The organism is Mycoplana sp. BE70 (genome assembly GCF_031455855.1).
In the GTDB taxonomy this organism is placed as follows: domain Bacteria; phylum Pseudomonadota; class Alphaproteobacteria; order Rhizobiales; family Rhizobiaceae; genus Mycoplana.
The window spans coordinates 34,937-47,829 of sequence record NZ_JAVDTM010000008.1; the positions used below are offsets into that span (position 1 = coordinate 34,937).

Here is a 12,893-nt window from a genome sequence, read left to right on the forward strand (position 1 = left end):
GCGCAGGCGATTAAGAAAGTTAGTGAGCCACGGCGGCGGCGGCTGCCTCGTCGATCAGGCGGCCGGTACGGAACCGCTCCATCGTGAAGGGCGCATTGATCGGATGCGGCTCGTCGCGGGCGATCGTGTGGGCGAAGACATGGGCGGAGCCGGGCGTCGCCTTGAAGCCGCCGGTGCCCCAGCCGCAGTTGACGTACAGGCCCTTGACCGGCGTCTTGGCCAGAATCGGCGAGCGGTCCGGCGTCACGTCGACGATGCCACCCCAGGAGCGCATCATCTTCATGCGGGTGAACATCGGGAACAGTTCACAGATCGCATCCAGCGTGTGGGTGATGATGTGCAGGCCGCCGGTCTGCGAATAGGACTGGTACTGGTCGGTGCCGGCACCGATCACCAGTTCGCCCTTGTCCGACTGCGAGATATAGGCGTGCACCGTGTTCGACATGACGACGCAGGGGAAGATCGGCTTGACCGGCTCGGAGACCATCGCCTGCAGCGGGAAGCTGAGGAGCGGCATGCGGATATCGGCCATCTGCATGACGACCGAGGTGTGCCCGGCCGCAACCACGCCGACCTTCTTGGCGTTGATCGGCCCGCGCGTCGTCTCGACACCAGCGACGGAACCGTCCGGATTGCGGCGGATGCCGGTGACCTCGCAGTTCTGGATGATGTGGACGCCGCGGTCGGACGCGCCGCGGGCGTAGCCCCAGGCGACGGCATCGTGGCGGGCGGTACCGCCCTTGCGCTGCAGCGTCGCGCCGACCACCGGGTAGCGGGCGGAACGGGAAATGTCGAGCGGCGGGCAGTATTCCTTGGCCTGCTCCGGCGTCAGCCATTCATTGTCCACGCCGTTCAGGCGGTTGGCGTGGAGAGTACGCTGGAAGCCCTGCGCGTCGTGGATGTTGTGGGCCAGCATCATCACGCCGCGTGGCGAGTACATGACGTTGTAGTTCAGGTCCTGCGACAGGCCGTCCCACAGCTTCAGGGCATGGTTATAAAGACCTGCGCTTTCGTCATAGAGGTAATTCGAGCGGATGATGGTCGTGTTGCGGCCGGTGTTGCCGCCGCCGAGCCAGCCCTTTTCAAGGACGGCGATATTGGTGATGCCGTGCTCCTTGGCGAGATAATAGGCGGTTCCAAGGCCATGGCCGCCCGCGCCGATGATGATGACATCATACTCCTTGCGCGGTTCGGGCGACGCCCATTGTGGCTCCCATCCCGTGTGGCCGCGCAACGCCTCGCGTGCGACGGCAAAGACCGAATATTTGCGCATCCGCCTCTACTCCGTATGTGTCCGGCTCGATTTCCGTGTCGCCGATAGAAAGCAAATCTGGGGCAGTTACAACGTTTTCTTTGCGACGCATTCCGGCGCGGCTTGCGCGGCTTGCGACATCGGTACGATAACGTACGTGACAGCCCTTGTTCCGACCGCTGCCCGGTGATTTTTCCCGTGGTTTCGAGCCGGACGTCTGGACTTCCGCCCAATGTTCTGGTATCCGACCTCCCACTCGCGTGCCTGCTGGGCTGCGAAACTATTTTTGTTTGCCTCGTCGACCTGGATCCCCGAGGCGTCCAACACAAACAAAGGAACGGGATACTCGTGCAGGTACTAGTCCGCGATAACAACGTCGATCAGGCGCTCCGCGCTCTCAAGAAGAAGATGCAGCGCGAAGGCATCTTCCGCGAAATGAAGATGCGGGACTACTACGAAAAGCCGTCGCAGAAGCGTGCCCGCGAGAAGGCCGAGGCCGTCCGCCGCGTCCGCAAGCTGGCTCGCAAGCGCGCACAGCGCGAAGGCCTGATTGCCGGCGGCCGCACGGGCCGTTGATCCGTCGTTTTTTCGACGTTTTCAGATGCAAGGTCTGGCGGGGGCGATAGGATCGCCACCGCCTTTTTTGATGCGCGTCGGGCATTGTGCCTGGGGACCCGCGCATTGCTCCAATCCGCCGCAAGGTGGGTGCCGATCGCGCCGCTGGGCAGCCGGCGCATCAGCGTTGCCATGCTGTCCAAGGGAACGAGCCCCCAGCGGTGGCAGGTCACGCCGGCGCGAGGGGATGCACGATGGGCGCGACGCGCTTTATTGAGGGATCAGATCTTAATGGCAGCTAATACGGCGCATTCCACCTCCACGCTGAAACGCTTCGCTGATGCCACGAACCTTCGCAGGCCCGTTGCCGTCGCCCTTCTCACCCTTGCCTCGGCCGGGCTGCTGACCGCCTGCCAGAGCAACAGCACCTCCGACGTCATGCGCGTCGAGCGCGCGCAGGGCTCGTCGGAGAACATCTCCTCGCTGTCGAGCGTGATCGCCGCCAATCCGCAGGATCCGGAAGGCTATAACGTCCGCGGCTCCGCGTACGGCCGCGCCGGCCAGTTCCGCGACGCGCTGGAGGACTTCAACCGGGCGGTCCAGCTCAACCCGCGCTTCTACCAGGCCTACGCCAACCGCGCCCTGGTTCAACGCAACATGGGCAACCAGGCCGAGGCTGCCGCCGACTACAACATGGCGCTGCAGATCAACCCGAGCTACGACGTCGCCTATATCGGCCGCGGCAACCTCTACCGCCAGGCCGGCCGCATGGACGACGCGTTCAACGACTTCAACAAGGCGGTCCAGCTCGACACGACGGATCCGCGCGCCTACCACAACCGCGGACTCATCTACCAGAAGCGCGGCCAGCACGGTCCGGCGATCGAAGACTTCTCCAAGGCGATCTCCCTTTCGCCCAGTTCGCCCGAGCCCTACAACGGCCGCGGCCTCTCCTATGCCGCCCAGGGCGACGACGACAACGCGTTTGCCGATTTCAACACGTCGATCACGCTCGATGGCAAGATTGCCGAATCCTGGGCGAACCAGGCGCTGATCTACGAGCGTAAGGGTGACATGGCGAAGGCTGCGAAGTCCTATTCGCACGCGCTCCAGCTCGACCCCAAGTACCAGCCGGCCAAGGACGGCCTCGCCCGCACCCGCGGCAAGTCGGCATAACGGGCAGCCTTCCAGACTGCGAAGAGATTCGGCCAAGCCCGCGAGACGATCGCGGGCTTTTTCATTGCATCGTCGGCTGAAACGGCCCCTCATCCGGCCTGCCGGCCACCTTCTCCCGCGAGCGGGACGAAGGACATATGCCGCGCCGTCTCCACCCTGCTTGCCAAGAACGGCGGGCCCACCGCCGCGAGTGCCCTTCTCCCCGCAAGCGAGGAGAAGGTGGCCGGCAGGCGGACGAGGGGCTGGGAACCGGCCTTGAACCAAACAAAAAAGGGGCCCGCGATCGTCTCGCGGGCCCCTTTTCGCCGATTTGCGTCGGCTCAGTGGTTCATCGCCTTGACGATGTCCTCGGTCATCTTCTTGGCGTCGCCGAGTAGCATCATCGTGCCGTCCTTGTAGAACAGCGTGTTGTCGATGCCGGCATAGCCGGAGCCGAGCGAGCGCTTGACGAACAGGCAGGTCTTGGCCTTGTCGACGTCGAGGATCGGCATGCCGTAGATCGGCGAGGACTTGTCGTCGCGGGCGGCCGGGTTGGTGACGTCGTTCGCCCCGATGACATAGGCGACATCGGCCTGGGAGAACTCCGAGTTGATGTCCTCCAACTCGAACACTTCGTCATAGGGCACGTTCGCTTCGGCAAGCAGCACATTCATGTGGCCGGGCATGCGGCCTGCCACCGGGTGGATCGCGTATTTCACCTCGACGCCGTTCGCCTTCAGCTTGTCGGCAAGCTCGCGTAGCGCATGCTGGGCCTGCGCCACCGCCATGCCGTAGCCCGGCACGATGATGACCTTGGAGGCGTTCGCCATCAGGAAGGCGGCGTCGTCGGCCGACCCCTGCTTGACCGTGCGCTGGATGCCGTCGTCCACAACCGCGGCCGTCTCGCCGCCGAAGCCGCCGAGGATGACCGAGATGAACGAACGGTTCATGCCCTTGCACATGATGTAGGACAGGATCGCACCCGACGAGCCGACCAGCGCGCCGGTGATGATCAGCGCCAGGTTGCCGAGGGTGAAGCCGATGCCGGCTGCCGCCCAACCCGAATAGGAGTTCAGCATCGAGACGACGACGGGCATGTCGGCGCCGCCGATCGGAATGATGATCAGCACGCCGAGCGCCAGCGACAGCAGCACGATCGCCCAGAAGTTGAAGTGGCTCTCGGTCAGCGCCAGCCCGACGATGAAGAAGACGATCAGCGCTAGCAGCGCGGCATTGATCAGATGCCGCGACGGCAGCATGATCGGCTTGCCCGACATGCGACCGTCGAGCTTCAGGAAGGCGATGATCGAGCCGGTGAAGGTGATCGCGCCGATCGCGACGCCGAGCGCCATTTCCACCAGCGCCTGGCCATGGATCGTGCCGACCTCGCCGATGCCAAAGGCGGCCGGCGAATAGAGCGCGGCGGCGGCGACGAGCACGGCGGCGAGACCGACCAGCGAGTGGAAGCCGGCGACCAGCTGCGGCATCGAGGTCATCGGGATCGACCGGGCGATATAGGCGCCCACGCCGCCACCGATGGCCAGGCCGACGACGATCAGCATGAATCCGCCGAAGGAGGGCGAAGCCAGGATCAGCGTCGTGACGATGGCGATGCCCATGCCGGTCATGCCGAGCATGTTGCCGCGCCGACTGGTGGTCGGGTGCGACAGGCCGCGCAGCGCCATGATGAACAGCACGCCCGAGACGAGATAGAGGAAGGCTGCGAGATTCTGAGACATCAGCAGGCCCTCACTTCTCTTTTTTCTTGTACATCGCCAGCATGCGCTGGGTGACGAGGAAGCCGCCGAAGATGTTGACGGAGGCAAGCACCAGGGCGACGAAGCCGAAGCCGGTGGCGATACCCGAGAGGGATATGCCGACGGCGAGCAGTGCGCCGACGACGATCACCGAGGAGATCGCATTGGTGACGGCCATCAGCGGCGTGTGCAGCGCCGGCGTCACCGACCAGACGACGTAGTAGCCGACGAAGATCGACAGCACGAAGATCGCCAGCCGGAAGACGAACGGATCGATCGCTCCGCCGGAAACGCCATGCGCGACAGCGCTGGCGGCCTCGGGGGCATACTCGGCCGCCGTGCGGACCGCTTCGACGGCGCGCTCGAGATCGGTGAGCGCCTTGTCCAGGAGTTCGTTGGCCATCACGCGTTCTCCTTGCTCTCGGCAGCAGCGAAGGCCGGATGGACGACCGCGCCATCGCGGGTCAGCATCGTCGCCTTGACCAGTTCGTCCTCGGGATTGACGGCGAGCGTTTTTGCTTCCTTGTTGACCAGCGTCTCCAGGAAGGTGACTAGGTTTTTCGCGTAGAGCAGCGACGCGGAGGCGGCGATACGGCCCGGCATGTTGAGATAGCCGATGACCTTGACGCCCTCGACCTCGACGACCTTGCCGGCCTCGGAGCCCTCGATGTTGCCGCCACGCTCGACGGCGAGGTCGACGGCGATCGCCCCCGGACGCATCGATTTCAGCATCTCACGGGTGACAAGCTTCGGTGCGGGGCGACCGGGGATCAAAGCGGTCGTGATGATGATGTCCTGCTTGGCGATGTGGTCGGCAACGAGCGCAGCCTGCTTCGCCTGGTATTCCTTGGACATTTCCTTGGCGTAGCCGCCGGCCGTCTCGGCGGCCTTGAACTCCTCGTCCTCAACGGCGATGAATTTGCCGCCGAGAGAAGCGACCTGCTCCTTGGCGGCAGGACGAACGTCGGTGGCGGAGACGGCGGCACCGAGGCGCTTAGCCGTCGCGATCGCCTGCAGGCCGGCAACGCCTGCCCCCATGACGAAGACCTTTGCGGCCGGAACGGTGCCAGCCGCCGTCATCATCATCGGCAGGGCGCGGTCGTATTCGGCGGCCGCATCGATCACCGCCTGGTAGCCCGCGAGGTTCGCCTGCGAGGAGAGCACGTCCATGGACTGCGCGCGGGTGATGCGCGGCATCAATTCCATCGCAAACGTGGTGAGGCCCGCCTTGGCCATCGCGGCAAGCGCCTTATCGTTGCCGTAGGGATCCATGATCGCGATGACGAGCGCACCGGACTTGTAGGATTTGATTTCCTTGTCGATCGGCCGACGTACCTTGAGCACCACGTCGGCGCCCTTTGCGTCTGCGGCCGAGCCGATCCTGGCTCCTGCGGCCTCAAAATCCGTGTCGGGAATACGGGACGAAAGGCCTGCCCCTCCTTCGACGATCACGTCGAAGCCGAGCCCCTTCATCTTCTTCACCGTCTCGACCGACGCAGCAACCCGGCTTTCCGCAGGATCCACCTCCCGCGCAACGAATACAATTCCACTCACACGCCAATCCTCCCCCAGTTCGGCAGCGCTATGCAGAGGCGCCCCCGGCAGGGGTCGCGGTATTCTGTCGTCCGCTAGAGAGCGTTCAGCGCAGAGCGATGAAACCGAGGACGTTGAGAACGATCAGGAGGACGAGCCCGGAAAAGAACCCGGCGCTGGTAAAGAAGGCGGCAGCCATTGCGATCATCAGCGTCACGCAGAACATCGTTACGTACTTGGCCGCGTTGAGGAAGAAGACGTAGGTCTTCTCATGCTCTGCGTAGTCCATCGGAGCACCCATTTCGACCGGTCCGGTATGAAGTTCAGCCATGCTATCGTCTCCTGTTTGTCTGCGCCCGGCGCTTAGAGGGCGCATTCATCAACGCGGGCCACAAGGCCCCTGTTGCCATCGCTTACACAATGGCTTGTCAAAGCGCAACGCGTGACAGAGTCGCACCTCGACATTTGTCGCTCGAGTTGCGACACGGCACGCGCGGATCAGGCGCGCAGGCCTGCTTCGCCGATCTGGATACGGCTGGCGGCACCGAAATGCGCAAGGCGGGCGGTCGGGCGCACGGTCAGCGGGCTGAAAAGCATGTCTTCGCCGCGCCCGAACAACATCCGCCGCTCGAACGCTTCCGACTTGAAGAAGGGGAAGCGCACATAGAGCGACGGCAGAACCTCCTTCACGCGGGTGGCAAGCAGCATGAGATCGATGATGAACTTGCCATGGTTGCTCTTCGGCGAGGCGACGAAATCCGCATCGAACACCCGCTTGTAGAAGGCCGCATGCGCAGGCTTGACCATCTGCAGGCAGCGATCGGCCTGGAAATAGTCGGTCGCCATCGTGGCCAGGCGCAGCGTGAGATAGGGGATCGCCGGCATTTCGCTCCAGACCTCCGGGTCGGCGGCCAGGCGGACCGGATCGATCAGCGTCATGCCGGCATCGAGAAAGGCGTTGATCTCGTCGGGAAACACCTTGCCGGAGGAGGTAACGCGATGCTCGGGCGTGACGTGATGCAGACGGACGGTCGAGATTAGTCGCTCCTCGTAGTAGATCCCGAACACATAGGCGTGACTGTCGAAGTCGGCTTCGTCGATCAGGAGCGGCGACTCGTCGCCCAGCTGCATGACGCTACCGGCCTTGTAGGCCTTGTAGCGGATGCGGGCGACCTCCTCCATGTCCTCCCCGGATTCCACCCGGCGGTACTCCACCCGGTCGAGCAACTGCATGAGCTTGTCCGAGAACCGATTGGTCGCCGATTGTACGCTGGCCATAAGACACAAATCCCCGATTGAATGACCGCGGCCGCAGCACCGCAGGCACACACTCAATCATTTCGATCAATTTGTGTAAATTGCCATCTATTAACCTTAACAGACTTTTCGTCGTATAAGGAAATCAGTATTTTAGGGGAAGCTTGAGGATTGCCGGGACCTGAGAGGTATCAGGCGAAGTGGCGTCCGCGCCGGGCGCGTGTGTCGGCGGCGGTACGGGCCAGGGTTTCTGTCAGGTCCATGAGCGCGGCCGAAGACATCGGTGCGGCGAAGACATATCCCTGGACCAGATCGGCACATCGATGCTGGTTGATCAGAGCCAGCTGTTCACGGGTTTCGACACCTTCGATGACGATCTTGAGGCCGAGTTCGCGCGAGAGATTGACCGTGCCGCGCAGCAGCTTGAAGCGACGCGCATCCTCGGCGATGTTGCGCACGAAGGATCGATCGATCTTGATGACGTCCAGCGGCAGCGCGTCGAGATAGCTGAGGCTCGAGTAACCCGTGCCGAAGTCGTCGATGGCGATGGTAATACCGCGCGCGCGCAGTTCCTGCAGCACCGCCTTGACCTTGACCGGTTCCTCCATCAGGCAACTCTCGGTCACCTCCAGGTGCAGTCGGGACGGCTTGAGGCCGGACGAGATCAGCGCATCCGTGACAACGCCGACGATCTCGGCGTTGCGCAGGTCCTGCACCGACAGGTTGATCGAAACGCCCATGTGCTCGGGCCAGCCGACGCAGTCCATACAGGCGCGCTCGATCATCAGACGCGTGATCTCGGAGACGATCCCCATCTCCTCGGCGATCTGGATGAAGATCGTGGGCGAAACCGGCCCGCGTTCGCGATGCGTCCATCGCGCCAGCGCCTCGCAGCATTCGATGCGCGATCCGTCGGGTTGGAACATCGGCTGGTAAGCGACCGACAGCTCGTCCTTGGCAACCGCCTCGCGCAGGTCGGCCTTGAGCTTCTGTCGATCGACATAGCGGGCGTCCATCTCCTCCTCGAATGTGGTGAAGCCGCCCTTGGCCCGCGATTTGGTCTCGAACAAGGCCAGATCGGCCTTGATCTGCATGTCTTCCATGCGAAAGTCTTCGCTGTCGCAGAGCACGCATCCGGCGCTCAGCGACACGTTGAAGGTCATTCCGTCCAGTTCATAAGAGCCGCGCACCTGCTGGTGCATCCGACGCATGCGCTCCTCGAGGTCCTTGCGGTCGTTCTCGTTCGGGAAAAACAGGATGAACTCGTCGCCCATCAGATTGGCGGCGATCGCCTTGTCGCCGGCCGCCTTTCGCATGCGCTCCGCGATCAGGCAGAGCAACCGGTCGCCGGTGACGTGCCCTTTCATGTCGTTGACGTGCTTGAACTCGTCAACGTCCAGCACCATGAAGCCCACGGTGCCCGGCCGCTTGCGCTCCGCCAGCGCGGCCTGCACCAGTTCGCCGAAATAGGTCCGGTTCGGCAGCCCGGTCAGGCTGTTGTAACGGATCATGTGAAGGATCTTGTTCTCCGCCCGCATGCGGGCCGTCACGTCCTCGAAAATCAGGACGGCACCGCCGTTTTCACGGCGGCTGGCGGTGAACTCCAGGTAGAAATCGTCGGTTATCTGCACGAGCGCGCGGGAGCGCTCGCCCTTCAACAGTTCGTCGAGCTGTCGCAGCACCCCCCTGCTCTGTTCCGCATTCAGGAAGGTGTTTCGCACGCCATAGCGCAGCACGACGTCGAGGTGACAATCCTTCAGCCGATCCTTGTCACCGAGTTGCAGCAGTTCACAGGCACGACGGTTGGCGACGAGGATTCGTTGGTCCGCATCCAGCATGAACAGTCCATGCGGCATGTTGTTGAGCGCAGCGTCGAAACGGTCGGCGATGATTTTGATTTCGCGGGTGGCCAGCGCGGCCTTGTGCAGGAAGCTGCGTACGCCGTTCGCCATGATCCTGGTCGTCAGGATAAAGGGCAGAATAAGCACCGCCAGCACGGCGTGGTAGAAGTCCTGCAGGCCGAGAAAGCCCACCACCATCGGAAAGCAGGCCGAAAAGCTCATGTAGTCGACAGCCCGGCTCGAGCCGCAGTTGCGACCCACCACCGACACCATGGTAGCGAGCGTCACGGAAATGCAGGCGAGTTCCGCAAAACTGTCGCGACTGACCAGCAGGCTGTAGCCGCTCGCCATGCCGAGCACGAGCGTCGTGCCGACTGCGCCGGTATTGTACCAGTTTTCCCAGTACCGGATTCCATCATTGTCGAGTGCGGAGTGATCGACGCGGTCGAAACGGCGCATGCCGTGGGCGCGCAGCGACCAGATAAGGACGACCGCAGCGCAACAGGCGAGGAAGAACGGATCGGCGGTCTTTGCATAGACGAACGCGAATGTGACGACATGGGAAATCATGCCGACGAACAGGGTCTGGCGGTTTCCGTAAAGCGAACTGACGAACGACAGATACACATCCGCCGGCAGCGTGCTTTGACCTCGATCCTTCATGGATTCGGCGCTCCCATTGACGGGCGAGCGTTACAGGCGAAATTTTAATGAATGATTTCGCGAAATTGTCCGATTGCGCGTAGTAAGCACCGGCCTTTCGCTGCTTTGTCCTTGCTTTTGCACACCTGTTCAACCCTCTCTTGCGCTGAACACTCCAGGATCGGCCCAAAACGCAACCCCACATAGCGGAATGTTGCAGAAATCGCACTTCGGGCACGGACGGCGCGCGCGGCAGGCCTCACGGCAATCTCATTGCCGGACTTCGGGTTTCTTGGAACATGATGAACCAAAGGTCAATTTTGGCCGGCCGGATTTGGCCTCTCCTCGACCATTACGCTCCAGCCGCAGGCCGCAGTCGCGATATTTCTCGTACGGCTCCAAGCTTGGGAATTGACTGGGTTGCGATTTATCGGCAAACCCATCGGATATGCGTGTTGCGCAATGCGCGATCGCTTGCACTTGGACAAGGCTTGATCGAATTTGCCGCGGCATCGACAAGCCATTTCGATCGGAGTTCAGCATGCCGAAACCTGTCGTCGCCATCCCCGCCGACATCCGCGAGATCGAGGGCAATGTCTGGCAGGCCACTCCGAACCAGTATGTCCGCGCCGCCGTCAAGGGCGCCGGCGTCATCCCTTTCCTGGTGCCGGCGCTGGAAAGCGGGCACGACTTCGATGAAATCCTCGACCGCGTGGATGGCCTTCTGGTCAGCGGCTCGCGAACCAATGTGCATCCGTCCTATTGGGGCAGCGAAGCGACCGAGGCGGACGGGCCGTTCGACCTCGCCCGCGACGCCACCGCACTTCCCCTCATCAAGCGCGCGCTGGAGCGCGGCATCCCGCTGCTTGCGATCTGTCGCGGGCTACAGGAATTGAACGTCGCGCTCGGCGGAACATTGGCAAACGAGATCCAGGAAATCCCTGGGAACTGGGATCACCGCAAGCCGAACACGACGGACCTCGACGAGGCCTATGGCATACGCCAGGAGGTGATCGTCAAGGAAGGAAGCTGCCTGGCTTCGGTCATCGGCCCCGGGACCGTGCGTGTCAATTCCCTGCACCGCCAGGCAATTTCGAAGAATGCTCCGCAGCTCGCCGTCGAGGCTCTGGCCGAAGACGGCACGATCGAGGCTGTTTCGGTCATCGGCTCGAAGGCGTTTGCCGTCGGTGTCCAGTGGCATCCCGAGTACTGGGTCGGCTCCGACGAACCATCAAACAAGCTGTTTGCAGCATTTGGCGAGGCCGTCCGCGCCTACGCGGATTCGAAGATGGTCCGGCCGGCGCACCAAGCTGCCGGCTAAATCTGTCTCCCGGAAGGGGCGGCCAGCTTCGCGGCAAGCCTGCGGAGGGCCTAGGCGACGCGCACAGGCGATCTGAATAGATCGCTGCAGCCCTTAATCCGCAGCGTTCAGCGTGATCACCGCGTTTGGCGGGTCGATGGCCTCGTAGGCCATCCCGTCGCCTTCGGCCAGCGTCAGTACGGCGTCACCCGTAGCATTGGACAGGACGACCGTTCCGTCGCCGTTCTCGGTCCAGGTTGCCACGTGCGACAAGCCGGGCCAGACCTGCTCGCAGCCCCTGGCCGCGGTAAGACGCATGCTTCTGTTGGTCAGTTTTTCGCCGCGCGATACCGCACAGGCCGTTTCTGCTTCGACATTTGTGACGGATAAAAATCTGTCACCCGCGGGCGCATCAATCTGAGGGATTGAGCCGGAAATAACCGGGTCCACGTCCGGAGGGCTTCCCCCATCCAGCGACCAGATCCCGGCAAAAAGGGCAAGGGCGCAGCCAACCGGAAGCATCACTTTTCGCATGGGCTCTCTCCGAAGCGGGGCGATTCGAAGAAAGCTTGCGCCCGTATCGTTGACGACATCTTAACGACACAGTCTGGCCGTTTCGAAAGGATCCACCGCTTCAGCGCGGCGTTTCCGGCACCGGTGTCAACGGCCTGCCGGAGTCAAACCAGGCCAAGAGGTTGTCCGCGGCCAGATCGGCCATGGCGTCACGCGTGGCGACGGAAGCCGAGGCGACGTGCGGAAGCAGGCAGGTGTTGGGCGCGGCGAGCAGCGCAGCCGGCACGTGCGGCTCATCCTGGAACACGTCGAGCCCTGCGGCGGCGATCGTACCTGCCTCCAACGCTTCCGCAAGCGCCTGCTCATCCACGGTCCAGCCGCGGCCGACATTGATAAGAACGCCGTCCGGGCCGAGCGCCGACAGCACCGTTGCGTCGATCGCCTTGTAGGTTTCCGGGGTCTTTGGGACGATCGCAATCAGTGTGTCGACGGCTGCGGCCATGCCAAGCAATGACGGATGGTAGATGTACGGCGCATCGGACTTTCTGGTGCGGGTGTGATAGCTGATCGACACGCCGAACCCCACAAGCCGCCTGGCGATCGCCAGTCCGATCCGGCCTAGCCCGTAGATGCCGACCGAGCGACCGCGCAGTGTCAGTTTCGACAACGGAAACGGGCCGCTTCGCTCCCAGCGCCCCTTGCGCAACCAGGACTCCGCGTCCGGGAACCGCCGCAACGTGTTCAGAAGCAGCGCGATCGCCGAGTCGGCAACTTCGTCGTTCAGCACGTCCGGCGTGTTGGTCACGACAATGCCGCGCGCAGCCGCGCTGCCGACATCGATGCCGTCGTAGCCGACGCCAAAATTGGCGATGATTTCAAGGTTCGGCAGACAGTCGAACGCTGCGCCATCGAAATTGTTGGAGACTGCAACGCCGCGGATGCTGGCCGCGGTTTCGGGATCAAGGACACCGCAAACGAGCGGGGCTGCGCAACGGATCAGTTCCACCGCATCACCGAGCCGCTCGGCGACACGCTCCCTGACTTTCCCGACAAAAAGAACTTTCGGCCTTCCAGACATGGGCTGCCCC

At 62.9% G+C, this 12,893-nt stretch carries 12 protein-coding genes; 3 read left to right on the forward strand and 9 right to left on the reverse strand.

What is annotated here, in order from left to right:
* Window positions 1-19: 19 nt before the first annotated feature.
* Entirely contained in the window at window positions 20-1,273 is a 1,254-nt protein-coding gene (locus J2Y48_RS15815; RefSeq protein WP_310419883.1) for a sarcosine oxidase subunit beta, read from the reverse strand.
* Window positions 1,274-1,600: 327 nt separating this feature from the next.
* Here J2Y48_RS15815 and rpsU point away from each other — a divergent pair, with 327 nt between their 5' ends.
* Both rpsU and J2Y48_RS15825 read left to right on the forward strand, forming a co-directional pair.
* Window positions 1,601-1,828 (forward strand): 30S ribosomal protein S21, encoded by a 228-nt coding sequence (rpsU, locus tag J2Y48_RS15820; RefSeq protein WP_037155834.1) that lies wholly within the window; start codon window positions 1,601-1,603, stop codon window positions 1,826-1,828.
* A gap of 270 nt (window positions 1,829-2,098) precedes the next feature.
* Window positions 2,099-2,983: a tetratricopeptide repeat protein gene (locus tag J2Y48_RS15825; protein ID WP_310419887.1), complete on the forward strand. Its 885-nt coding sequence runs from the start codon at window positions 2,099-2,101 to the stop codon at window positions 2,981-2,983.
* 320 nt (window positions 2,984-3,303) lie between these two features.
* On the opposite strand, the gene J2Y48_RS15830 is transcribed toward J2Y48_RS15825, so the two are convergent.
* The 6 genes from J2Y48_RS15830 to J2Y48_RS15855 form a co-directional block, all read right to left on the reverse strand.
* Window positions 3,304-4,701 (reverse strand): NAD(P)(+) transhydrogenase (Re/Si-specific) subunit beta, encoded by a 1,398-nt coding sequence (locus J2Y48_RS15830; RefSeq protein WP_310419888.1) that lies wholly within the window; start codon window positions 4,699-4,701, stop codon window positions 3,304-3,306.
* 10 nt (window positions 4,702-4,711) lie between these two features.
* A complete protein-coding gene (locus J2Y48_RS15835) occupies window positions 4,712-5,122 on the reverse strand; it encodes an NAD(P) transhydrogenase subunit alpha (RefSeq protein ID WP_310419890.1) in 411 nt (136 codons plus the stop codon).
* A complete protein-coding gene (locus tag J2Y48_RS15840) occupies window positions 5,122-6,273 on the reverse strand; it encodes a Re/Si-specific NAD(P)(+) transhydrogenase subunit alpha (RefSeq protein WP_310419891.1) in 1,152 nt (383 codons plus the stop codon). The genes J2Y48_RS15835 and J2Y48_RS15840 overlap by 1 nt, the downstream gene beginning before the upstream one ends.
* Before the next feature lie 85 nt (window positions 6,274-6,358).
* Window positions 6,359-6,583 carry an aa3-type cytochrome c oxidase subunit IV gene (locus tag J2Y48_RS15845; RefSeq protein WP_310419893.1) on the reverse strand — a complete coding sequence of 75 codons (225 nt, stop codon included), beginning with the start codon at window positions 6,581-6,583 and terminating at the stop codon, window positions 6,359-6,361.
* 167 nt (window positions 6,584-6,750) lie between these two features.
* Entirely contained in the window at window positions 6,751-7,530 is a 780-nt protein-coding gene (locus J2Y48_RS15850) for an N-acyl amino acid synthase FeeM domain-containing protein (protein ID WP_310419895.1), read from the reverse strand.
* A gap of 170 nt (window positions 7,531-7,700) precedes the next feature.
* Complete coding sequence (locus tag J2Y48_RS15855; protein ID WP_310419897.1) at window positions 7,701-10,013, reverse strand: EAL domain-containing protein; 2,313 nt, start codon at window positions 10,011-10,013, stop codon at window positions 7,701-7,703.
* 520 nt (window positions 10,014-10,533) lie between these two features.
* Here J2Y48_RS15855 and J2Y48_RS15860 point away from each other — a divergent pair.
* Window positions 10,534-11,313: a gamma-glutamyl-gamma-aminobutyrate hydrolase family protein gene (locus tag J2Y48_RS15860; protein ID WP_310419899.1), complete on the forward strand. Its 780-nt coding sequence runs from the start codon at window positions 10,534-10,536 to the stop codon at window positions 11,311-11,313.
* A 93-nt stretch (window positions 11,314-11,406) separates the two neighbouring features.
* Here J2Y48_RS15860 and J2Y48_RS15865 read toward each other — a convergent pair whose 3' ends face one another.
* Together J2Y48_RS15865 and J2Y48_RS15870 are read right to left on the reverse strand one after the other, a co-directional pair.
* Window positions 11,407-11,826, reverse strand: a complete 420-nt coding sequence (locus J2Y48_RS15865) for an AprI/Inh family metalloprotease inhibitor (protein WP_310419902.1) — start codon at window positions 11,824-11,826, stop codon at window positions 11,407-11,409.
* A gap of 100 nt (window positions 11,827-11,926) precedes the next feature.
* Entirely contained in the window at window positions 11,927-12,883 is a 957-nt protein-coding gene (locus tag J2Y48_RS15870) for a 2-hydroxyacid dehydrogenase (protein ID WP_310419904.1), read from the reverse strand.
* Window positions 12,884-12,893: the final 10 nt, after the last annotated feature.

Excerpts from the sequence above, each read along its gene's own strand:
- J2Y48_RS15825 (WP_310419887.1), top strand. The coding sequence starts at position 2,099 with ATGGCAGCTAATACGGCGCATTCCACCTCCACGCTGAAACGCTTCGCT.
- J2Y48_RS15830 (WP_310419888.1), bottom strand. The coding sequence starts at position 4,701 with ATGTCTCAGAATCTCGCAGCCTTCCTCTATCTCGTCTCGGGCGTGCTG.
- J2Y48_RS15865 (WP_310419902.1), bottom strand. The coding sequence starts at position 11,826 with ATGCGAAAAGTGATGCTTCCGGTTGGCTGCGCCCTTGCCCTTTTTGCC.
- J2Y48_RS15815 (WP_310419883.1), bottom strand. The coding sequence starts at position 1,273 with ATGCGCAAATATTCGGTCTTTGCCGTCGCACGCGAGGCGTTGCGCGGC.
- J2Y48_RS15855 (WP_310419897.1), bottom strand. The coding sequence starts at position 10,013 with ATGAAGGATCGAGGTCAAAGCACGCTGCCGGCGGATGTGTATCTGTCG.
- J2Y48_RS15850 (WP_310419895.1), bottom strand. The coding sequence starts at position 7,530 with ATGGCCAGCGTACAATCGGCGACCAATCGGTTCTCGGACAAGCTCATG.
- J2Y48_RS15860 (WP_310419899.1), top strand. The coding sequence starts at position 10,534 with ATGCCGAAACCTGTCGTCGCCATCCCCGCCGACATCCGCGAGATCGAG.
- J2Y48_RS15870 (WP_310419904.1), bottom strand. The coding sequence starts at position 12,883 with ATGTCTGGAAGGCCGAAAGTTCTTTTTGTCGGGAAAGTCAGGGAGCGT.
- J2Y48_RS15835 (WP_310419890.1), bottom strand. The coding sequence starts at position 5,122 with ATGGCCAACGAACTCCTGGACAAGGCGCTCACCGATCTCGAGCGCGCC.
- J2Y48_RS15845 (WP_310419893.1), bottom strand. The coding sequence starts at position 6,583 with ATGGCTGAACTTCATACCGGACCGGTCGAAATGGGTGCTCCGATGGAC.